Annotated in this window: 22 protein-coding genes; 1 reads left to right on the forward strand and 21 read right to left on the reverse strand. The window is 58.8% G+C overall.

Annotation, left to right across the window (positions count from 1 at the left end):
• The 14 genes from WC359_13095 to WC359_13160 all read right to left on the reverse strand — a co-directional run.
• Positions 1 to 207, reverse strand: a 207-nt coding sequence (locus WC359_13095; GenBank protein MFA5401378.1) for a hypothetical protein, incomplete at its 3' end; no start/stop codon positions are given.
• Positions 204 to 770: a hypothetical protein gene (locus WC359_13100; protein ID MFA5401379.1), complete on the reverse strand. Its 567-nt coding sequence runs from the start codon at positions 768 to 770 to the stop codon at positions 204 to 206. The genes WC359_13100 and WC359_13095, both read right to left, overlap by 4 nt.
• Positions 767 to 1,219, reverse strand: a complete 453-nt coding sequence (locus WC359_13105) for a hypothetical protein (protein ID MFA5401380.1) — start codon at positions 1,217 to 1,219, stop codon at positions 767 to 769. Before WC359_13105 ends, WC359_13100 begins: the two co-directional genes overlap by 4 nt.
• Before the next feature lie 1,013 nt (positions 1,220 to 2,232).
• Entirely contained in the window at positions 2,233 to 2,790 is a 558-nt protein-coding gene (locus WC359_13110; protein MFA5401381.1) for a hypothetical protein, read from the reverse strand.
• Between the two features lie 129 nt (positions 2,791 to 2,919).
• Positions 2,920 to 4,998 (reverse strand): DNA polymerase, encoded by a 2,079-nt coding sequence (locus tag WC359_13115; GenBank protein ID MFA5401382.1) that lies wholly within the window; start codon positions 4,996 to 4,998, stop codon positions 2,920 to 2,922.
• A gap of 163 nt (positions 4,999 to 5,161) precedes the next feature.
• Positions 5,162 to 5,659, reverse strand: a complete 498-nt coding sequence (locus WC359_13120; GenBank protein MFA5401383.1) for a hypothetical protein — start codon at positions 5,657 to 5,659, stop codon at positions 5,162 to 5,164.
• A 715-nt stretch (positions 5,660 to 6,374) separates the two neighbouring features.
• Positions 6,375 to 8,042: a hypothetical protein gene (locus WC359_13125; protein ID MFA5401384.1), complete on the reverse strand. Its 1,668-nt coding sequence runs from the start codon at positions 8,040 to 8,042 to the stop codon at positions 6,375 to 6,377.
• 380 nt (positions 8,043 to 8,422) lie between these two features.
• Positions 8,423 to 8,749, reverse strand: a complete 327-nt coding sequence (locus WC359_13130; GenBank protein MFA5401385.1) for a hypothetical protein — start codon at positions 8,747 to 8,749, stop codon at positions 8,423 to 8,425.
• Positions 8,750 to 8,936: 187 nt separating this feature from the next.
• On the reverse strand, positions 8,937 to 9,641 hold the full coding sequence (locus WC359_13135; protein ID MFA5401386.1) for a PD-(D/E)XK nuclease family protein: 705 nt from the start codon (positions 9,639 to 9,641) through the stop codon (positions 8,937 to 8,939).
• A 426-nt stretch (positions 9,642 to 10,067) separates the two neighbouring features.
• Positions 10,068 to 12,443 (reverse strand): primase-helicase family protein, encoded by a 2,376-nt coding sequence (locus WC359_13140; protein MFA5401387.1) that lies wholly within the window; start codon positions 12,441 to 12,443, stop codon positions 10,068 to 10,070.
• On the reverse strand, positions 12,440 to 12,784 hold the full coding sequence (locus WC359_13145; protein ID MFA5401388.1) for a hypothetical protein: 345 nt from the start codon (positions 12,782 to 12,784) through the stop codon (positions 12,440 to 12,442). The genes WC359_13140 and WC359_13145 overlap by 4 nt, the downstream gene beginning before the upstream one ends.
• Before the next feature lie 551 nt (positions 12,785 to 13,335).
• Positions 13,336 to 13,908 (reverse strand): hypothetical protein, encoded by a 573-nt coding sequence (locus WC359_13150; protein MFA5401389.1) that lies wholly within the window; start codon positions 13,906 to 13,908, stop codon positions 13,336 to 13,338.
• On the reverse strand, positions 13,905 to 15,131 hold the full coding sequence (locus WC359_13155; protein MFA5401390.1) for a hypothetical protein: 1,227 nt from the start codon (positions 15,129 to 15,131) through the stop codon (positions 13,905 to 13,907). The genes WC359_13150 and WC359_13155 overlap by 4 nt, the downstream gene beginning before the upstream one ends.
• 112 nt (positions 15,132 to 15,243) lie before the next feature.
• Positions 15,244 to 15,480, reverse strand: coding sequence for a hypothetical protein (locus WC359_13160; protein ID MFA5401391.1), 237 nt, complete (start codon positions 15,478 to 15,480; stop codon positions 15,244 to 15,246).
• A gap of 299 nt (positions 15,481 to 15,779) precedes the next feature.
• Here WC359_13160 and WC359_13165 point away from each other — a divergent pair, with 299 nt between their 5' ends.
• The gene (locus tag WC359_13165; protein ID MFA5401392.1) at positions 15,780 to 16,121 is read left to right on the forward strand and encodes a hypothetical protein; all 342 of its coding nucleotides are present in this window, start codon (positions 15,780 to 15,782) and stop codon (positions 16,119 to 16,121) included.
• Positions 16,122 to 16,346: 225 nt separating this feature from the next.
• Here WC359_13165 and WC359_13170 read toward each other — a convergent pair whose 3' ends face one another.
• The 7 genes from WC359_13170 to WC359_13200 form a co-directional block, all read right to left on the reverse strand.
• Positions 16,347 to 17,231: a hypothetical protein gene (locus tag WC359_13170; GenBank protein MFA5401393.1), complete on the reverse strand. Its 885-nt coding sequence runs from the start codon at positions 17,229 to 17,231 to the stop codon at positions 16,347 to 16,349.
• Positions 17,228 to 17,434, reverse strand: coding sequence for a hypothetical protein (locus tag WC359_13175; protein ID MFA5401394.1), 207 nt, complete (start codon positions 17,432 to 17,434; stop codon positions 17,228 to 17,230). The genes WC359_13170 and WC359_13175 overlap by 4 nt, the downstream gene beginning before the upstream one ends.
• The gene (locus WC359_13180) at positions 17,431 to 17,757 is read right to left on the reverse strand and encodes a hypothetical protein (protein ID MFA5401395.1); all 327 of its coding nucleotides are present in this window, start codon (positions 17,755 to 17,757) and stop codon (positions 17,431 to 17,433) included. The genes WC359_13175 and WC359_13180 overlap by 4 nt, the downstream gene beginning before the upstream one ends.
• On the reverse strand, positions 17,754 to 18,470 hold the full coding sequence (locus WC359_13185) for a phage baseplate protein (GenBank protein MFA5401396.1): 717 nt from the start codon (positions 18,468 to 18,470) through the stop codon (positions 17,754 to 17,756). Before WC359_13185 ends, WC359_13180 begins: the two co-directional genes overlap by 4 nt.
• 24 nt (positions 18,471 to 18,494) lie before the next feature.
• Entirely contained in the window at positions 18,495 to 20,537 is a 2,043-nt protein-coding gene (locus WC359_13190; protein MFA5401397.1) for a hypothetical protein, read from the reverse strand.
• Between the two features lie 117 nt (positions 20,538 to 20,654).
• Entirely contained in the window at positions 20,655 to 21,101 is a 447-nt protein-coding gene (locus WC359_13195; protein MFA5401398.1) for a hypothetical protein, read from the reverse strand.
• Between the two features lie 49 nt (positions 21,102 to 21,150).
• A partial coding sequence (locus WC359_13200; protein MFA5401399.1) for a hypothetical protein occupies positions 21,151 to 21,525 on the reverse strand: 375 nt, incomplete at its 5' end.

Genomic DNA, 21,525 nt, shown 5'->3' on the forward strand with positions numbered 1-21,525 from the left:
GTCGGCGCAGTCGGTGCAGTCGGCGCAGTCGGTGCAGCGGGTGCAGTCGGTGCAGTCGGCGCAGCGGGTGCAGTCGGCGCAGCGGGTGCAGCCGGTGCAGCGGGTGCAGTCCCAGCAGCCGGTGCAGCGGGTGCAGTCGGTGCAGTCGAATACGGGCAGTTGCTCCCTTTCGACGGATGTTAATGCTAATATTTCTTCTGGTGTCATGTTTTAGGCTCCAATTGCTGCCACTGCTGTGCGGTCAGCTGCACGCCAAATGCCACATATCGCAGCCCGCGACCGTTTTTGATTCCGGTGCAGTCGGCGCAGTCGTTGCAGCGGGTGCAGCCGGTGCAGCGGGTGCAGCGGGTGCAGCCGGTGCAGTCGGCGCAGCCGGTGCAGTCGGCGCAGTCGTTGCAGCGGGTGCAGTCGGTGCAGCGGGCGCAGTCGGTGCAGCCGGTGCAGCGGGTGCAGTCGGTGCAGCGGGCGCAGTCCCAGCAGCGGGTGCAGTCCCAGCAGCGGGTGCAGTCCCAGCAGTCGGTGCAGCGGGTGCAGCCGGTGCAGTCGGCGCAGTCGTTGCAGCGGGTGCAGTCGGTGCAGCGGGTGCAGTCGGTGCAGCCTGTGCAGTCGGTGCAGGCGCTGCAGACTGAGCAGCGGGTGCAGTCGGTGCAGCGGGTGCAGTCGGTGCAGTCGGTGCAGTCGGCGCAGCGGGTGCAGTCGGTGCAGTCGGTGCAGTGGGTGCAGCAGGTGCAGTCGAATACGGGCAGTTGCTCCCTTTCGGCTGGTGTCATGGTTTGGGCTCTTTGGCGAATGCAAACGCGGGCAGTTGTTTTAATTGCGCGCCTGGCACTTCAATTGCTGCTACCAGGGCATCTTTGATTAATTTGGTATCCGGCACTAAGACAAATCGAGGTAGTGTCTGCGGGTCGTCTAGTTGCACGAATGTTAGCCATTTTACGCTGCAGCCAGGCACTAGAGCCACAGCCTCTGCAGGGGAATCTGGATTGCCTGCGATGGCAGCTGCTCTCTCGCGCGCTAGGGTGAGATACTGCTCTTGGGCGGACGCAGATAGGGATTCGTCCGCGGTTTTGTTGGCGGTCAGCTGGGCACGTAGCGCGCCGGTCGCTGAGGCCATGGCGGATTTGTACGGGGCCTCGAGGGTCTCGATTTGTGCGGCGATTGCCTTGGCCTCGAGGCGCACGGTGCGCAGGGCGGTTAGCGTGGCTTGCAGTTGTGTCATCCGTGCACCGGACCGCACGCACACTGGCAGCTGCGTAGGGTCTCGGTATATTCGTCCGGCAACACAGCTCCGCGCCGGGGCGGATCTGCTACCAGCACTTGGCACAGCTGGGCCAGGGCGTCGCGGGTGGTTTTTCCCTTGACTTGCAGCGTGCCGTACGTGACGTACACGCAGCACCCACTGCGGGTAATCGCAATAGGCGTGCAGCGGACTGTGTCCAGGGTGTCGAGTATATTACTGGCTTGTTGGTCGATGCAATTGGTCGGCATTGATCATCCTAGGTGTTGGATTGCAAAAATCAAGTACAGCATAATTGCACCGGATAGGTATGTGAGCGTGATTTGCGCGAGTTTGTTTGCTATGGGGGCCATGTTGTTGTTGCTCCTTGCTATTGCAGCCACGGGCATGCGGCCGCTGAAATATCGTTGCCGGTCAGTCCATGTGGACCAATAGCGTCGTTCGGGTACATCACATCATTGGGGTCCGCTGAGTGGTCGGCGCCGAATAGGTGCCCTAGCTCATGCAGCAGGAGTAAATGTAGTCTGGCATCGTGGGCCCCGGGGTAAATGTCAATACGCATACCGTCGGACGGCGGGTTAATGTGATCTTGGCAATAAGGGCGATTGTAGACACCGCCCGCAGACACACCTCCTTCTGCTGCTGGAGGTGTGTCGGTCCGGAGTACGATGCTACTTTTTGCCGTGGGGAGATTGCCGACAGTCGCGCACAAGCGTCCCTCGCTTGCCGCGCACCAATCGTCAGCGGCTGCTTGCAGCACTGCTGTGTCGGCCGCTGAAAAGCCGACAACATTGAACTGGTACATGTCGGCGGCCATGCGCATAGGATCGGGACCCGTGCCTGATTGTGATGGCATGCAGCCTGCGATTAGGATGACGCATGCTATCAGGAGGGCAGCTGATTTTACGGCGCGGGTCATTGTGTTGCCTACTACTAATTTATACGGCACGGCGCGGAAACAGACAAGCGAAATCGCCTGTTGCAAGTTGTTTTCGTCAAGGGGGAATCGCCCAGGGACGCGGCTCGAGGTAATCCGCCCAACCTATCGCAATCGCGTCGTAAATATCGAGCAGCCGCTTGGGCGTGAGCCGCAGCAGCCTCACTAGTCCGGTTTCGGCCGGTGTTAGCGACCGCTCCACGCGGGCGGTTACCACATTTTTTTCAGTTCTTTCGGGCACGCGCAGCGTTTGCCGCCAGTCGTGCGGCAGCTGCGCGTGCGGCGTACCGCCGGTCAGCATGCACATCACAGCCAGCTGCCAGCCTGCGCGGGGAGCTAGTGTCAGGATTGCATTGCGCTTTTGCAGCGAGTACAGCCACTGCAGCTCGGTCACGCATCTGTCTGCGGCAGGCGCGGGGGAAGGCATAGCGGGCCACATGCCGAGCACTACAGGTAGCGGTGGTAGTGCGCGGTGCATGTATTTGCGCTGCACGCACGTGGTGCAGTCGAGCAGGGCATAGCCGGGCTTGCCGCCAGGGTCATTGGCTAGGATGCGCATTGGACCCACGCAAACCCCCGGGGGGAACCCCACAGCGCCACTACGTCCACTCCCCACGGGCACCGGCGCGTGGACGTGCCGAGCAGCACCAGTCCGAGATCTGCGGGGCGGTAGCAGCGCTCCGCAGCAACCAGATCGAATTCGCTTATAATCACCATGTACTGGATTTGGTCGGTTGGGGTGGGGTCAGTAGCCATATGCCTCCACGTCAGACAGATATTCCCCGTTTATACCGCACGCGCATACTTTTCCCGGCGTATCGTGCGGCGCTTTGCAGCGCGCACACAACAGCGGCCAAACGCGCAACTTGTCGTTTAACACAATGCGCCTGGCGCTCTTGCTCCAATAGGACATAGCTTCGGCCTTGCTGCTCAGGATAACGTCCGGCATCACCCGTCGGGGGATTGCGTGCATCAATGTCTCGAGACGTTTTGCGGACGCGTCTACGATATCTAGAGGCACCTCGAAAATGAATTCATCATGCACGTAATTAACCATTGCACAGCGCGCCAGCGGCGAATCCAAACACAATAACCGTTCTTTGAACATTTCCCAACCCACTACACCTTCGATGACCGCGCCGAGAGATTGAAAACTGTTGTTGCACGCGCTGCAGAACGTTACGTTGCGGCGGATGATAGACGTACCAGGAATCGGCACAGTAAAGCGCCCGTCTGTCTGTTCGCAATGTCCCACCCAATCGTGCATTTTGGCGCCCACGGGCACAGCGTCGGCCCATGCTTGGCGGTAGGTCTTAGCTTGCTGCTCAGTCCAGTCGAGACCCTGCAGTTGTTTGGCGCTGATCTTGAGGCGGCGCCATCCAGCACCGCCTGGCGCTCCAAAATCGATTGGCTTGGCTGCGTCTCGAGCGAGCGAAAATCCGGGGTGCTTTCGCTCCTTGAGCTCGACTCCCTCTGCATACGTGCATCCGAAAATACGGCTGGCCACGAGTGTGTGCAGATCTTTGCCGGCGTTGACGAAATCCGCGAACGATCGGTCCCTGAGATACCAAATGCCGAACTGCGCCAGCGTTGCATTTTCGAGCCCACCGTGGTCCACGGAAACAAAACAGTGTCCACGCCGCGGTACGAAACACTCCCGGATGCCGTTGTCCGTGCCGAGATTTTGGACCTGCGGGTTGCTGCTGGTCGTGCGCGTTGAGTCGGCCACGCCCCAATGCGTGCTGATTGGTGCGGTTGCTCCGGCGGCGTAGTGCGGCAGGGTGCTCTCGAGAGACGACCACGATCCGTATTCCGCGAATGCCACGAGCCTTTCGTCGCCACTTTCCTCGAGCACGGATCGTGTTGTCTTGATTGACGGGTGCCAGTGTTTTTTGCGGGGGGACGCATCCTTTGCTTGGCGTGGTTTGGTCGTCAGTATTGACGGCGGCACGAGCGGTACAGCGGCAGCAACACGCTCTTTGAGCGGTCGCCCTGGCAACGGTAACGGTCTGGGTGCGAGGTACGCAGCGGCCACAAGAGCCTGTTGCCGGATTTTGTTTCCGGTTCCGCAGGCGCGCACCAGGCTGGGGTCCGGCGTGTTATCGGGCTCGTCCTCCAGCAGCGCCGGCACTTGCGCTTGCGCGCGCAATGTGCCTATGTGCTTTTCGACAGCCCGCTGCAAGTCGGCTAACTTGGCGCCGTCCGTGCGCAGCCCCCAGCACCGGCAGGCTTCGAGCCACACTCTTTTTCTGGTGAGCGCGCAGACATCGCTCCAAGCAATGCCGCCCTCGCGTGTGAGCCATTTGTGCTGGCGTCCGTACAGTTTGCGCACCGCGGTCGCGTCGTCTCGCGCGTAGGCAATTTGCGCGGAGGTGTAGTCCTCTAAAGGACGGTCCAGCAATGCGCCGTAGTTCAGGCGCACCTCCGGATCTTTCGGCAGTTCGCCTAGTCCGTGGTACGCGTGCAGCACGTCCAGACTTAGGTCCGTCCACTTCGCCAGGCCGCCAATGATCGCCAGACGCTGGATCACCCAGGTATCACCAATCAGGTCGGATTCGAGCGCCCCCACTACAGCACGCGAGCACCCCCACCACGCAAGCGCGCAGCAGAGGTCGTATGGAGCGTTGTGCCAAATTGTTGGGGCGTGCAGCGCGTGCAGAAACACTTCTCTTGCTTCGGGCGTGGGGATCAACAGCGCGCCGCCCGCAGCAGGTCCGTCCAAGGACAAGCACACCGGGCGCGGCGCCATGTAGCCCGGCGCAAAGCGCTCGGTTTCGGTGTCCGCGCCGGTAATTGCTTCTGGGGTGGGGGCTGGTGTTGTCATGCCCAAGTCGCATTGGTGGAGTGTACGCTATTTATTTGGAGTTACGTGGTCCCACGCCCCGGGCTTGCACCGGCGATGTTCTCTGTGGTCGTGGGAAGCGCGACTTGCTAACGACAGGCTGTCACATTTGGAGGCCAACGAAGGGAGTCGCGCATTTTCTTTTTCAATCAGTAGCCAGCATGCAGACCGGCGCGTAAAATGTCTTGCCGGTTTCTTTGCTGACACCATCCTCGACATTGATCAGTCGGAGCGGGATGCCGAGCGAGGGGATTTGGATTGACATGCGTATGAGTTCGCTCCTCGCGCTATCAGCATCAAAACCCTTTTGTCCCGTTTGCCCCATGCAACCAGCAACAAATTCTTTGAATCGGCGCAAGCTGCGGTCGCTGTTTTCTTTGTCTTTGCCAAACGCATACGGGTTGTAGAACCATGGCAATGCGCGTGTTGTTCCGACTAGGATAGAGGCTGGATTGAACCCTGCGGTAGCGCCGGTGTCTACACGCACGACATCAAATGTTGCTTCGAATTTCGGTCCGCTTCGCTGTGTTGGCGCGCAGTGCCTCAGCTGGTGTAGGATCACTCTGATATCATACACCTCGTTGTACGGCAGCCACTTGGGGCCTCTCTGACTTTGATCGGGGATTGCTCCTAGTGATGGCATGACGTTCGGATCGAATGGCGGGGGTGCTATGACTGCTGGCGCTGGCGCCGGCTGTGCGGCGGCTGGGGCGGCTGCGCCCTGTGCTTGACGGTCTATGATTGCTTGAATGTGTGGGGGTATTGGCATATTGTTCCTTGTGTGATCGGAGAGAATGAAGTTAAGTTAAATAACTCGTGCTTGGCGCATAACCGAGCGCACGACATTGACGGGTGGATTGTGCTCAGAGTCTTGCCAAAGAATGTCGTGCCTAATCCACACGGCAGCCCTGGATAATCGATTTACGGCCATCCATACACCGAGAGCGTCGTGCCATTCCCAGCACCACGGCTCTTGCAATTCAACGGACGGCTTTTTTGGGCTGTTGGGCGCGATTTTTAGTACTGCTTCGATCGCGTTGGCTCCAGTCCAAAGCATATGTTGTTCTACCACACGATCAGCGGTATAAGGAGATTCCTCATACTTTGCGTGCAATCCGGAAAGTATCCGCTCCGCAGCGCGCAGTGTAGCAGTTTCTGGGGCTGTTAAGTACCTCACAGTAAACACCCGTTGACTCGCAATACCGCGAGCACCACAGCCACTGGTATAGCCTCGGTACAAGTATCCCAGCATGCACCGTCAGCACACCAAAATGTTTCGAAAGTATATGCTCTGCTACCCTTAATACGCGCGCGCCCAGCCGGCAAATGTTCTGTTGGGGCACTCTGTGTTGTGCATTTCATGGTTCTTTGCTTTCTGTCGGCAGCACCCCAAACGCCGCTCCGACAGCCCAGTCCGGGCGTGGTAGCATTGTTTGGGCGTGCAGTATTTTTTGGGGTTGACGTTCGATGAGCTCTGCTCGTCGAGCATAGCTCAGTCCGACGTGGAGCGCCACGAAATTCTCGAGGCACCCCACCACATAGTCAATATGCACCCCAGCTGACGCCCCCTCACGGTGCGTTCGGCCGATTCTCTGTTCCCAGTCTACGGCTTTTTGTGGGGGCGTACAAAAGAGATTGCGCCTATATCCGACCCCGCCGGGTCCGACGCCAACCTGCAGATTTCGCGACGTGGTGCAACTGCGACAGCTCGCGATAATTGTAGGGGCTGTCGCTTCGTTGATCGACCGCCCCTCTGCATTACGTCCTTGCGCTCCATAGTACGTCCACCCCGTGCGTTCGGCGAGCGCGAGCCCAAACGCCCTGTAGCTCGACCACACAATGCCGCCCTGCTGCCCCCACGCCGCAGCCGCCTCGACCGCGTGCGTGGACAGCCACACCGGGACGGTGTTGCGCGTGAACGACTCGGCTATCGCTTCCCACGCATTCAACGCCCACGGGTCCAGCACCCCAGCGCGACACGCGTGTTTGACCTGTAGCTCGCTGTCCAGGGTGTCGGACGATTCGAGCACGCGGTGGCAGAATTTAGCCCATTGTTTGTAGGCCTCGAGCCAATCATCCGGCGGCCATGGGTCGGAGGTATAATAAAATCCGAGTGCTAGTTGTTGTGCCGACTGCCACACCCCGATCGACTTGTCCGCGAGCAGCCAGCCGTCGGGCAGCGTCCAGAGTGTCCGGAGATCAATCCACTGCTGCTCGAGGTTCTCCGGCGCGTGCCAGTGCAGCGGCTGCACCGTGAGTGGTTGCTCGTCGAATAGGTCTCTGCTGATAATGACACCGGGCGTTTGCTCTAGGCGATCGGCAAACGCGGCTCGGGCGCTTTGCTGATCAAAGATCGGCTCAGCAAAATGCGGTTGCAAAATGCTGTAGGACACCGCCCTTGAGACATCCCCCTTGACACCGTCAATCAAAGCAGACCATTCTTCACGCACGGTTGGCTCTAAAGGCACCGGCGCTCCTTGTTTGAGCGCCCAGGCCAGAATATGCCCGTAGTCAAGCGTACACTCGCGGGCAAGCGTGCCAGTGCCAAACATGTATTTGCAGCGTTGCCCGTGTTCGCTGGCGGCGTACCGCGCAAATTTTCGCGCGCACGCAGCCGACTCGACGTACCTCAGCGCCTGGCATTCGTCGCAACCGATATAATCCGGTCTGTACAAATCCAGAAACGTCGGCCGCTCACAGGCGCACGGCTTGGCGCCGTGCGTTGGGCAGTCTTGCGCTCGAGAGAGTTTGTTGTAGCTGATGATCTCCAGGCGGGAGGGGATGCGCCAGTGCCGGCGCAGGGAAGCATACTCGACTTTTTTGTCTTTGACATCGCCCGCAGGATTGATCAGCAGTGGACGCTGCGCGCCGGTCACAACAGCGCCCAGCGCCAAAGGGAGGGTCTTGCCGGCGCCAACACGTGCCGCCAGCAGGCAGCCGCCATGGTCAGCTAATTCAAGCAGTGCTGCGGCTTGAATGGGTCGCAGTAACTGCGTGCCGGTGGAGCAGCGCAGCCACTCTGTCATTGGTTGTACCAGGTCTGCCGCGTCCGCAAGCGGGGGCCGTTTGGGGAGGGAAAGGATGCGACTCACGCGACGCGCGCGCCGGTTTGGGTTGCCGCTGGTCGGGTTCTATCGATGATCACATTTTCGACCGGCTTGCAGCCGAGGTCCTCGAGATAGGCGTACATGATCGGCACCCAGCTGTTTGTAGTCGGCTCGTTTTGGTCGGGGTATGCGGCTGCGTCGCGTGCTTTTTGATCTAGTCTCAGTACAGGCATGATACCCCGAAAGCCCCGGCGCTTTCGCGTGCGGGGCTGGATTGGGGTGTGTTGTTTTACTTGGTCGCGAGCACCTCCAACAGAGCGGCGATCGTCTCAAGGGCTGCCGCAATGCGTTCTTGCACGTCAGTTGCAGGCGCGGTTGCAGCAACCGCGGCAGGGCGACCACGTCCGCGCTTGGTTTCGATTGCCGGCGCTGCGGGCGGGGGTTCGCCTGGCACGGGCGGCGCAGTACCGCCGAGCATATCGGGCGGATTGATCGGCGCCGTCTGCCGGCTGAACATTGGCTGCCCGGGGCCGGGTATTTGTCCCGCTGCTGGTGCTGGCGCAGCAGGGGCTGCTGGCGCTGCTGGCACTGCCGGTGCTGCCGGTGCTGGCGCAGCAGGGGCTGCTGGCGCCGGCGAACTGGCGGCAACGATAGCCGCTTTGGTCTCCGGGCTCAGCAGTGCCCAAACTTTGGGCGTCATGCCCGCTACGCTTGGCATTTGTGGCTCGGCTGGCGCCGTGGGTGCCGGGGCGTCTGGGGGCGTGGCCGGTGCTGGCGCGGCTGGTGTGTTGCGCTTGGCATCGAGTTCGGCGCGGATGCGCGCTACTCTTTCTTGGGGCGTTTCTGCTACTACCATTTTTCGGGCTCCTTTTGTTAGCGGCCACATTGGGCCATATATTCGCACGGTTTGCCGTACGCAAAACAGTTTTTGGCGTTGCACGGCATGCAATTAACCAACGCTACCATGTCGTCTGGATGCGCGCCAGCACAAAGTTTATGATACTCGTGCATTTGCTGCACGAGCGGAAGATGCAGGCGACGGAAATTGCTCTCGGCGGCGGCAATGTCCACGCGCGAATTGACTGCCCACGGCTTGCGGCCGCCAGACTTGGGATAGTAAATCCAGCACAAATTGGTCTCGGGAAACTGTGGTGGCGCAATCGCATTCAGCAGCACCTGGCAATCGTCCAGCATGCTCTCGGGCGTGAGGACGAACGGGAACGACCCGGGGCCGATGAATTTGTGGTCGCCTTTGGTGCGCGACTGTGAGTGAATAAAATCCGTTACTACAGTCCACTGCAGATCTGCCCAAGCGAACTGCACCCGGTGCTCGACCAGGCAGGTTTTAGGCTTGGGCAACAGGTGCATACCCTCGACAAACCAACGCCCGTGCTTGGTTTGCACGCTCGGTTGCGTGCCGTGTTTCAGGTAATTTTCAGCCACGGAATGTGCGGCCTTGCCATCTCGGAGCGGCTGGGTTTCTTCGCGCGGTAATCTCGCCAGTTTATGAAATGCCCAGTAACGCAGGCACCGTGCAGCGTCTTTGATCCGGCTCGGAGAGACGACAAGCTCTGTCACGGAGCACCCCCACAATTGCGAGCCGCGCCGCAGCCAAACAGGGCGGCAACGATCGTTGTGTGCACTAAATCGCCCTGTCCGTTAGTAAAGACCGGCGTCCTATAGCAGACGTTGTGCCGGGGCGCTGTGAGTACCGGCGCCACTGCGGCGAATTCCACGACACTTGCACCTGGCGTGCATACACGTGCCCGGTGCCAGCTTGTTCGGTCACGAGGATTTCAGTTTGCATGTTGCACCCCCAGCATATACGCTGTGCACAGCGCGTCAAACACAGACATCTCGTGTTCTTGCACAGTCCTCGATATCTCTCGCAAATTAGATTCTAGCTTACTTATCGGATCGTCTTCCGAGCGCGGAGCCCGCATTTCGCAGGTGTATCCAGCATCGAGTAGCGTCTTAATTATAGCTATCTTCGTGTCGCTTGTTTCAATTGCCATGATGTACCAACCAATTTCCAACGCGTGCGGACGTGCCAAATCCGCTTTCGAGCGCCCACGCTTCCAGTTTTGACGGCGAGAGCACGAAATAGATCAACCCGTCACTGCTTTCGAGCCTTTCCCCCAAGCCTTCCAATGCTTGAATCACTGCGCTCGTCGGCGGCACGCGTCCCTTGCCTAGAATCAATTCCCACATCCGAAGCACCCAATCGAGATGCACGATCATTTCACGACCGGATATAAAGCACCCGTCGCCTAGCGGTTCCGTGTTGCTCAGTGCACGCACGCACAGCTCACACACCTTCGATCTTACTCCGCCGCGCACAGCGAGCGTGTCTGCCAAATCACCGCCGCCGGATGATTCAACGCCAAAGCGTCCAGCCCATACACTCCCGTGCTGCTCTGCGAGCCACAAAGCGTGCGCGGGTAACGCATCACCTTCGATCCACGGCTCGACACCTTCACGTCCGCCAATAGCCTCTAGATATTCCGCGGCCATCGGCAAGCACTTGATGTGTGTGAATCGCTCGGCAATTGCGTCTAAATCATGGTCGGTTAGATCGGCGTGTAGCGAAAACACGTTTTCATTGTTTGCTGAAATCTGCAGCCGTGCAGCGCCGTCAAGCGGCACCTGCCGGCGGAATTTTTCGTTGATCAGTCTAGACGTGGACTGCACGAATTCTCTCAATTCGCCGGTGCGTTCGACACCGCGGCTGTCTTTGGGGATGTCGGCTTCGTCCGCATGACAGAAGGGGCAGCGTTCCAAAGTCGAATTAAAACCGCCCATGGCCTCAGACAATTTGCTTGGTCCGCTCGTAACCCACAGGCGTGCGAGCCCATTTGCTAGCAGGCTTTTGCCGACCGACTTGCGCCCAGTCAGCACTAGCCCTGTGAGCGGCCGCGAAAGATCTGGCACGTGGGCAATCCATTTGATTAAATCCAAATACCGTACGCCAGCCAACGCAACGAGCCATTCGTCGATTTCAGCCGAGTACCGAGCCACGAGCGGACGCTTCGGGCACGAGGGTAATGTGATTTTGCGCGCAGGCAGGTCGAAGATAGGCTTGCTCGTAACCAAAGAACGCCGCACCTCAGCCAGCGGCAGGCTATGCGCCTCGAGCAGCTCCGGCGCTGTTTTCAGCCGGCGCCCAGCCTTGTCGACGCAATACAATTCCACCGGCGCGGGGGCAAGCGCAACACGACACGTATTGAGCAGTGCTTCGCGTCCCGCCGTGTATAGTTTTCCGAGTGGTCCAAGAATATAGTAATCTGTTTCGTGCTGCAATATCCACGCTTTGTCCAGCTGTGTTGCCGACAGCCCAGTCATTTCTCGAATGTTCGCTAACTCGTCGGCTGTGTACTGCGTGTCGCGGTTGCTGCCAAACGCTTGTTTTATAGCGCTTTTGCGATCGAACGGCATACTCGCATCGCTATCAGCAAGGTGTGCAACCCGAGCGCGTTCGAGTTTTTCTCTTACGTCGTGCTCCGTTAGGCAGTCCTGCGGGTAGTCTGCCGCAGCACGTTCAATACTGTGCCGCAGCAATTCCCAGACGGCATCTGCGGACACGTCTGGATATGCACGTACAATACCGCAAACGAAATCCCAGAGTACCGTGTCCCGCTCGCCGGGTTGTGCGATCGGCATGCCCAGCAGAGCAGACGCGCCACGATTTCCCAGGTCGATGAGGTTTGACTTGGTGCTGCCGCGCCAGCGCTTGAACAACAGCGTCCAAGTTTCGTGCTGGATGATTCGCACCGCGGCCGGCGCGGGTGCCGGCGAGGGTGCCGGCACGGACACCAAATGCACGGGCATTCCGCAGCCTGGCAAATAGAAAATACTCGCTAAATCAGCGCGCTCCGGGTGTACCGACGGCACAAAGAACCCGCGACTTAAACCGTCTGCGTCACGATCAGCGTGCTCCGCGAAATGTGCCCAGACATACTCGAGCAAGCTGTTGAATTGGCTCGGCGCAATCACTTGCGCGAGTGGCACAATCACTCGCCAACGCTCGTGCTCGGGCGGGCAATGTTTCCAGGTTGTGGAACACAGGCACGCAATGCCCTCATTTTGCAGGGCGAGCACGCACTGCATTACCTGATCGAGAGTCTTGTCGTCAAAGTCTAATTGCACGCCGCCAATCGAAACGACGTCGCTGTTACAACGTTTGCCGCCAGGGCACAGCTCATACAACGATATCAGCGGGGCGTTCTCCTTAATGATATCTTGCCGGTGCCCGGCTGCTAGCCGCTGCTCGACAAAAGCACCCCACGTTGTTTGCTCTGCTGTCCACTGTGTGGGCACATACAGATTGTGGTGATGCGTGACTGTCAGGCGCAGTTGCGCTGCTGTGTCTTGTTCAATCATTCAGACTCCGCACGATAGCACACGCGGCGAAGCGCGCCAGCAGTATTAACACCAGGTCGTAATAATCGCGACGCCTGGAGCACCTGCTCCACCTGTGCTATTGCCGTCGCCACCGTTCTCGCCATTACTCGCTGCAACTTCCCAGCCGTAGCCGCCGCCACCACCGCCACCACCACCACCGCCCGCACCCCCGCCACCTGTGCCGCCACCACCACCACCGCCAGCACCGTATCCAATACCACCCTTGCCACCACCACCATGCGGCGCTGACGGAAAATCGCCGGCAATCCCGCCAACCGCGGCGGCTGAGCAGTATCCGATTCCTCCAGGCGTACCAACATAGCCTACCGTGACAGCAGCAGTTCCGCCGGCTCCACCGTTTTTGCCGCCCTCGCCTGTATTTGTGCCGCCAGCACCCCCAGCGCCTGTGCTCGCGCTGCCTGCAGCAGTACCCACATAGTCTGTTGCTATTAAAAACGTGGCGCCAGAGACAGATGTATTTTCTCCGTAGTACGTAGCTGGAACAGTTACGGTCAACGTGTCTGGTACATCTGCGGCAGGCAGTCTGCGTTGCACGATGCCGCCATTCGACCCGCCACCACCACCGCCGCTGGAGGTACTGCTAGCACCCGGTCTGCCTGGGCTCACAAGAGTAAAATCAATGTATTTAGCGTTGACGGGTTTTATCCACGTGCCACTCGTGAGATACTGATGCACGACAGGCACTGCGTTGATCCGTTTTGTTAGCTCATTCAGCAGCCAATTTTCCTCCTGAGCACTGCAATTAGCTGTCTCTGGACGGTGCCCGGGGCCAGCCAAAGGCGCAGCAACAGCTATTTTTGTAGGAGATGCTCCGCCGTCGTAATTGGTGTCGGAAGCCCATTCGATTAAATCAACCATGATAATTGCTCCTCGGAACTAAGCCCCGTCGTCTTGTGTTGTCCGGTGTCGTATCGCCGTAATTAGGCCGCGCGCAGCCGCCTGTCCCGGCGTTCGTCAACCAGCAGACGTGCACCCCACCGCGACAGGCATCGTCCAGCAGTCCGACGGCTGCGTCGATATCATCTGGATTAGGCAGCGTCAGCTGCAACACCCGTACTTCCTCGAGACTATCGAGCACCCGCACGGTGCCGCTCGTCAGCAGCGCTATCACAGTAGCGATTGCGTCCGGGGTGCCGTCGCTTTTGTTGACAGTAATACGCCCTTTGACTAACGTCCTTAATGTGTCCGTGCTCGCGGGGCGTCTCGGCTCGTCAACGATTTTTGCCAGACCCTCCAGCGCAAATCTCCCGCAGGTGTCCACATCAAGGCCCGTTGCTACAGACCAAATCGCATCCTCTAGCGTCTGGATTTCCTGCAGATAGCCCAGCAGCAGTGCGGCAATGCGCGGCTTGCCCCAAAATGGCGGCACCAATTTGAGCAATCCAGCACCCATGTGCGTCGTGTTTTGTTGCAGCTGCGTCATTCCGGCGCCGTCACCACGTGGACCCTGCTGGTGTCGAGCACGCCGACCTCGTCATTCGCTATAACCAGGTTAACGCGCCCTTCCGGCGCCGGCGAGAGCCCGAGCGTCAAATCAGACACTGTTGTCACGCCGGGGCACTGGATTGCGGCCGCGATCAGTAGCGCGAAATATACGTCTCGGTCAATCACAGCATCGTGCGCGGCCACGATCGCTGCCTGCAATGTCGATTCGGTGAACGTGCCTGAAACCACAACCACAACGTAAATTGGTACAACTGCGGCGCGATCAAAGTGTACTATCTTACTCGTTCCCCAAGGGTCTGTTGTTGCGGAGTCAATTGCGCCGTGCGTTTCGGTACCCGCCCCCTTGGACGTGTAGATTGCCTGCGCTAGCGCCATGTCTTCCGCCGCCTCGCCTGTGCCGTCCCAAATCACAGGGCGTATTGCGTGCGGGGGGATGCCGTCGTCTGTTGTGTCGGTGTCATTCTCGAATACCCGCGCATCCAATACGCCCGGCACGGTAAGCAGAGCAGCTGCTATTGCGGCAGTCGTGCCCTTGCCCGTCGCGGCAAGAGATGCTTCACGCTCTGTGCGCAGTGCGTCCAAACTCTGTTGGTCCGTGCCAGCCGTGGCTTCGGTCGGATTGGTCGCGGACACCAATCCTAGTATTGGGGTGCTGATCACGGTCAACGTTTCCGCGGCAGCCGCATACGTCGACCCGGTCCCGACGGAGGTGAAATCAGCGGTCTGCGTGCCAGCAGTCGCTGCAATGATTTCGCTGTCGTTACTCCACAGATTGGTCGCCTCGCCCTCGACCGAAAGCAACAATGTATTTGCGGGGATGGTACACGCGCGATCGAATGTCAGCGTAACGTCCGCAACGTGCCCATAATCCGCGCCGCTACGCACCACGCCTGTGAGTTTGCAAACGCCCACCAGCAGCGCGGCCACGGCTGTATCCGGGTCGAGGACACCGGCGGCAGCTTCCAGCGTTTCCCAGGACTGCGCCAGTTCCTCGGAAACGATCGCATTCACGTTTCCAAGGACTGTTTTCTCGGACAGATCGAGTTTGGTGCTGATCTTATCCCTTTGCCAAGCTTCGAGTGATGCAATGATTTCCGCATATGTCTTGCGACGAAACCCGGTGTCTGTCAGTCCGTACGTGATAGTCATAATACTCCAGCTTGTTGCGGCGATCGCAATCGAGCAGATGCTGCTGCGCACAGCCTCCGCGCTTCACGCCAGTCCCGCGCCGGCAGCATTTTCGCGCGCAACCACGCAAACAGACGCTCTTCATTCGCCCAGAATTGCAGCATTTGGCTATCGTGTTCTGCTGTCATTTAATCGTTACCTCGCTGCTCACCACGCCGTCTGTGTCTGCACGCGCCTGCCAGCGGATTGTAGCTGTGCGTGTGTCGGAGTCGAAATCGAGCTGCACCTCGACCACCTCGACAATGCCCGCGGTCTCACCCAGCACGCGCCAGATCTCGGCCCGCAGCAACGCGAGCCCGGCGCTTGCGGGCTTTTCGAAAATCTCGTATAGATACTTGACGCCTTTGCTCGGGTCGTACACCCACGCGCCAGCGAACGTTTGCAGTGCCACGTTCGCCCGGTATGCGATTTCCTCGCCGCCTTGCCACAGCAGCAGATAGCGTCCGTCCGCGGACAAAGCCATATCGCCTGGGATTTGAAAGCCGTGACTCAAAGCAACCCCCCCAAGCACGGCAGGCTAGCCGCGTAAACACTGGCGCGTCTCCAAGCGTGTCTTGGGGGGGTCATCCCGTTACTCCTAGCACAGTCGAGCCGACCGCGCTACCCCAACTTGCGAGCGCGGCATTAAGCACCGCCCAAGCAGCATCAGGGCCGCCCGGCGTGCACACCGAAGCGGACTGCGCGGACGACAGCGCTGTCTTGAGCATCCCCAACAATGTCGTTATCTCCAGCGCCGTCACAACAGGCAACTGCGGCGCTCCCACCGGCAGACCCACCGTGCACTTGCTGTTTGCCACCTGCACAACCGTCCCGGTCAAGCTGTCCTCACCCATCGCAACGCCCGTCAGGAGCGACGGCACCAGCATGGGCGACACGTCAGGCGCTGCACCCGGTAGCGCCCACGCAAACAGCCCGTGGCGCTTGAGCATTGCGGGAGCCATCGCACTACCGCTCAAACGCCACGGGTTAAAATCGGCCTCGCAGAAAACCAGCAACACATGATCGCCGGCCTCTAGGGAAAAATGCAAAAAGCACCCGCCGCCCCGGGGCCACAGCACGGGCACATCCTCGAGTTTGGGCATGCCCGCGATTACGGGCTCACACGACACCTGCTGCAGCAGGGGCAGATAGGACGACACCTTGGCGGGAATCGACGTGTGCACGCCGTCTAGGCTACGCGCAATGGCCGCGTGCAGCAGCTCTGCCCACGCGCCAGATGAGTCGGAGTCAGCCATAGATGCCTTCAAATTCTGTGTACCAGTCTTGCCCGTCGGTATCACCCGTGTGCTTTATTTTCGTCACAAGCACGGTCCCGATCACAGCCTGTGAATCCAGCACAAACATGCAACCGGGTTTAAGTTCAGGGAGCAGCAGGCATTTGCCTTTGCACAGCTTGACGTCGATTGTGTGCCCGAAGCGTTTGACTTTCTCTCTCGAGATCTCAACGTTGCCGCCGACCAAACCCGTCATGGTTGAGATCAAAGGCCCCTCACTTGCGGGCACAGCCGGCGCCGGGCGCACTTGCAATTTGCCGTTTTGGATTGACCACGGCATTTGTAACGACCGCATGAGATAGATCAATTCGTCCAGCGCGGGGCCATCCACGGCGAATGCGTGCGTTAACGCCAGCCCCGTCGGCAGCTTGGCAGCTGCGCCCATTGTCTGGACGTTGCCCATGTCTACATTGAGCGCTGTCGCAAAGGCACTCAGCACGGACACAAGCGGTGTGCCCTTACTCCACGTCTGCTTGATTGTCTTGCCGGCGATCGGCTCGCCCTTGCGATCGCGCTCCCCGTCGCCGGTGTTGAGTGTGGTAATCCAATCGACGCTGTCGTGTACGCTCGTCACGTCGCGCAGCATTCCGTCAAACAAGAGTCCAATGCCGTCCTGATAACCCGCTTGCAGTTTCACCGGCACGTCTTGCAGCGTGCTCAAAGCACGGCGATGATCGGGGTTCAGGTTGTACACTTGAATTTTGGCGGTGTTGGGCCAGGGCTTTTCATCGCGCTCGACCTCGAACACGACGCGCAAACTGGAGGTACTGGCGAGCGCGAATCCACTCGACCCGGTGCCCACGTCCAGGGCGATTGACCGCAGCCATTGGTGCGTCACTCGTCCACCGCAAAAGAGCCGAGATAAATGCTGACAGGATTGCTCCGATACTCTGCAATGTCCTCCCGTAGTATGCGCAGCGATTCGGCTGAAATCGGCACATCTAAATCTGAATACTCCGCGTCTGCAAAGTCATCTAGCGTGTCAACTTCGCGATCATCTTCAATCGCCGCCAGTATGTCTCTTTGCTGTGCGGGGGTCACGTCTCACCCAATTCCCGATAATACAGCGCCACACGCGAACCCAGCCCGGTATAGCCGGCGTGCTCATTGTTGCCGTCCAATGGGGTCGCGAACAAAGTACCCCGCGGGCATCCAGCGACCACGCACCCGCGCAGTAGATCAACACCGTTGATCACCATACGCCCTTGCACGATTGGCGTGGCGTCGCTTGCAAACACGGACAACACCCAGTGATCTAGTTGTTCATTCCAAGAAAATTTCAGAGCGAATACAGATCCGTCCAGAGCGATGTCCTCGACATACTCAAATAGGGTACCGCTTGCATCGGTTGGTATCTGTTTCACAGGCCAATCCCCGCTAGGTCAAGGCCGCTTGCCAGCATGCTTTTCTTGACTACTTCTTTTTCTTTGCTCTCAGCATTCTGCCCGCCCTTGTTGGCGATCGGAAGCGTGCGCAGCACCCCACCCGCCGCAAGTGGTCCTGTCGGAACTAGGCTGCTGCTGGATGTCTTGACCGTCTCGACGTGCTTGGCTTCGATTTGGAATCGAGCGCAGCCGCCGAGTTTGTTGTCACGGCTGTATTTAACCGCGGTCAGTAGATAGTCAGACAGCACAAGGCCGTCATACGAAAATGAAACCTTTTTCGTCAGCATAGCGACAAGCGCGTTGTGCATTTCGTGGATTCGGTCTTTGTTCGTTTTGGCTGTAAGCGTCCAAGTTTTCAGTTCGCCTGGGCTGCTGGTGAGACCGATCGCATCTGTCAACGCACCGATTGCCGCACCCGCCGCCATGGTCAACGCAAGCAACCCCTGGGGGCGGAACTGGCTTTCGCGCACGTTGATCGGCGCTTGCTGCCATTTGAGATCATCGTCTTTAAGGGACTGCTTGGATTGAGAAAATTCGAAGACAACAGTCGGGGGATTGATCCGCACGTGGTCGGCAATGACAGAGCCATCCTCGACAGGGTGCTCAGTCACTTCCGCGGAATGCTCCGCGCCGATTGATGTCACGCAATCGGCTGTCAACGCACCGCCGTCCCATGTCATCCAGTCGCTCACGAGGTACCCCGCGCGTGGTCTCGGTCAGCCATTGGGTGCCCCCGCAAGCGCTCCGTGTAGAGCTTTCAAATTTGGTCCGGCTGGTTGTACTCCTTGCACAGCGCCTGCCACAGCGTGCCCAACCTTAGCGGGACTGTCGTGCGCGGACACGTTGACCGTCACTTGACGGTTATCATGCAGGGTCGCCACGCTACCCGTGCCGCTCGTTGGACGTGCGAGCATAGGCGGCACCACATCCACGGCTTGCGGAATGCGCACATGCGGGTAGTTGCGATCGCCCGGCTGTGGCACGGGCGCAACATCCGGAGCAAGGCCGACCTTGTTCCGCCAAGCCGCCTCGGATTCGCCGGTCAGAAATTTCCAGACCTTGCCGCCTAATCGCGCAGGTAAAGCTAGAACAGCATCCACCACAGCGTTGATTGCGGCCGCTGCACCGGTCTTAATGTCCGTCCACAGAAATCCAAAAAACTCCCCCAGCGCTGTGAATGCATTTTCGATCGGTTGGGTTGCGCGCAAAAATGCCGCTTGTGTTTCGTCGGATGTGTCCCCGGCAAGCATTTGCCAGGACAGCATAAACCCTTTGACGATCGACCACATCCCGCCAAAAGCCTCTTGCACAGCCGTTGCGCTATCGGAACTGCCTGAAGCCCACGCGCGTATCGCCGACAGCCATTCGCCGATAGCGATCGCCGCTTTACTCGCCCAATCCGCAAGGTCTGAAATCTTTTGTTTGATATCTTCTAGCGTTGCTTTAGCGCTACCAGCCCCGCCAATGCGATCCAGCAACCTCCCAAGGGCACTATCGCCCCCCTGCAGAAACACCATGATATCATCGAGGATAAGTGTCCAGGCGAGCCAAGGCACGAGCACCCGCGCCATGCGCGCGAGCAGCGGCCACAGCTTTTTCAGCCAGCCCAGCACACCGCCGCCCCCGGTTACAATGCGCGCTAGCACCTTGCTGAACAAGAGCCACCCACCGGTCACAAATGCAGCTTGAAAAATCCTGGTGCGTTCGGCTATCTTAGCAACAGCAACACCGAACGCTGTCAGCTTGCTGGCGCCCCACATCAAAGCAGGCAGCAGCCCCGCAATCAATTCTACTTTAACACGATGAAACTGCACGCCCAGCAGATGCATTTTCTTCTCGGCTTTGTCCGCTTTTTCCACGAACGTTTTCGAATAAACGACACCCAAATCGGTGAACAGCTGCTTCTGCTGTTCGATTTCTTCGGCGGTGCCGTGAAACATCTCAAGCATGAGAGCGCCCGATTCACCGAACACCCGTTGGGCGAATGCTAACTTTTGCGTAGGGTCTGCAATGCCCGCAATACCCTTACCGATTTTCCAAAAAATGTCTTCAGGCGCCATTCCCCTGACGTCTTTCACACCTATTTTCAGCGTCTTGAAAACACCTTTGATTCTTGACGGAGCGCCCGCAGCAAACAAGCCGACGTTCTTTGTGAGCTGCGTTAGCGACCCGGTTAATACTTCGAAATCGACATCACTGTGTTTTGCGTACGCCCCCAACGCTTGCAGCGCTTCTGCCGCGATTCCTGTCTTTCTCGACAAAGGATCGAATTCGGCGGCCATTTCGATTTCGTTAGCAATGCCTTCTTTGATCGCATGCCCTGCGAACACAGACCCGAGCACCCCGCCAAAAATGCCGAACGCAGCGAGGGCCTGCCCGAATGCGGCTTTCATTCCGCCGGCGCCGTGGGAGACCTTGCTTTCAGCCGCGGCAACCTGGTTCAACTGCTGCGTTGCTTTGTTTGCCCCGGTTCCGCCCACAAATGCACCCTGCAGCGTCTCGCCCATACGGGTCAACTTGCGGTCGACGATTTCGATCGCGCGCGCCAACCGATTGGTGCTAATCGTGTCCTCACCCATTGCGCTGTTAATCGCGCGCAACGGGACTGCCGCTTGCGTGGCTGCCGCCCCGGCGCCCGTGAACTTCGCAGCAAGTTGTGCGACCTTGCCTTCCGCGACTTGCGATGCTTGAGTTACGCGATTGATCGTTGCTTGATCGAAATCGAACGTAAACTTTGCGAACAATTCACGAAGGGCCATTACTTCGGGGCGTCCTTGCCGCACGCGCCTCAGCCGCCTCGATGGCGTTTAAGACTACGTGTGCCTCATACAAATCGTTGATCGTCCAGTACTCTAGTATCTCGTGCAGGCTATCCTTTACTTTTTCGGAAGTTGCGATTCTCCAGATTCTCCAGTCGATCCAAGCAGGGAAGTAAAGCGGCTCGCCGCTGCCTTGAGCAGGGGCAGGCCAGTCCCGTCGAAAAAATCGGCGAACTGCCATTCTACGCAAGCCATCAACCAGCACAGCAAAGAAGCGTTTTTGCGCTCGAACACCAAGTCCAGAAATGACGCGAGCGGCACCAGCTGATTGTCTTGCCATTCCACTTGACACGACGCTGCGAACAAGTCGATCAACACCTGCAGGCGCGGGCCAATGCCAGCAAGCGCTGCTTTGAGATCGGCACTGTTGACCTTGCCCGTTGCGAACGCCGCCCCCACAGGGAACACGGCCTCGACTAGAATTGCTTCTGCCTGCAGCGCTTCACGCAGCTTCAGGGCATCGAGTTTAAATCGCCTATCGGCAACCTTGAAATCGACAAACATGCTTTGGCTCCTATCCGCCGCTACTGCGGCCCGTCTGTTGCGTTACCGGTTAGTTACCCCCGACGATTGACGCATAGGGCTTCATCACCACGCGCAACTTCCAAGTACAGTCGGGTTTGTTCTTGCCGAATTCTTGCGGCGCGCTGCCCGTCAGCCAGCACTTATCACCGGCGTGCAGGGTCGCGCCATTGTTGTCCTTAAGCAAAAACACGCCCACGCCAGCGCCGGCGGTAGATACGCGGTCTACCGCTAGGATAGCCGCCAATTGCTGATTGTGCGCGCTGCTGCCTTTGAGCGTGACCTCAACATCGTAGCGGCATTCATTTGTCGGAAAGCGAGTAACCTCGCCCTCCACAGAAATGTCATCCTCGAACGCATCGCCAACAGGCGTAATCTTGACGAACGGATCGGCAAGCCCATCAGT

This window comes from Dehalococcoidia bacterium, from assembly GCA_041653995.1.
In the GTDB taxonomy this organism is placed as follows: Bacteria; Chloroflexota; Dehalococcoidia; order GIF9; family UBA5629; genus CAIMUM01.

Coding starts and splice junctions, on each gene's coding strand:
- WC359_13140 (MFA5401387.1), bottom strand. CDS start 12,443: ATGATTGAACAAGACACAGCAGCGCAACTGCGCCTGACAGTCACGCAT.
- WC359_13115 (MFA5401382.1), bottom strand. CDS start 4,998: ATGACAACACCAGCCCCCACCCCAGAAGCAATTACCGGCGCGGACACC.
- WC359_13125 (MFA5401384.1), bottom strand. CDS start 8,042: ATGACAGAGTGGCTGCGCTGCTCCACCGGCACGCAGTTACTGCGACCC.
- WC359_13195 (MFA5401398.1), bottom strand. CDS start 21,101: ATGTTTGTCGATTTCAAGGTTGCCGATAGGCGATTTAAACTCGATGCC.
- WC359_13190 (MFA5401397.1), bottom strand. CDS start 20,537: ATGGCCCTTCGTGAATTGTTCGCAAAGTTTACGTTCGATTTCGATCAA.
- WC359_13100 (MFA5401379.1), bottom strand. CDS start 770: ATGACACCAGCCGAAAGGGAGCAACTGCCCGTATTCGACTGCACCTGC.
- WC359_13105 (MFA5401380.1), bottom strand. CDS start 1,219: ATGACACAACTGCAAGCCACGCTAACCGCCCTGCGCACCGTGCGCCTC.
- WC359_13150 (MFA5401389.1), bottom strand. CDS start 13,908: ATGACGCAGCTGCAACAAAACACGACGCACATGGGTGCTGGATTGCTC.
- WC359_13120 (MFA5401383.1), bottom strand. CDS start 5,659: ATGCCATCACTAGGAGCAATCCCCGATCAAAGTCAGAGAGGCCCCAAG.
- WC359_13145 (MFA5401388.1), bottom strand. CDS start 12,784: ATGTTGGTACGCCTGGAGGAATCGGATACTGCTCAGCCGCCGCGGTTG.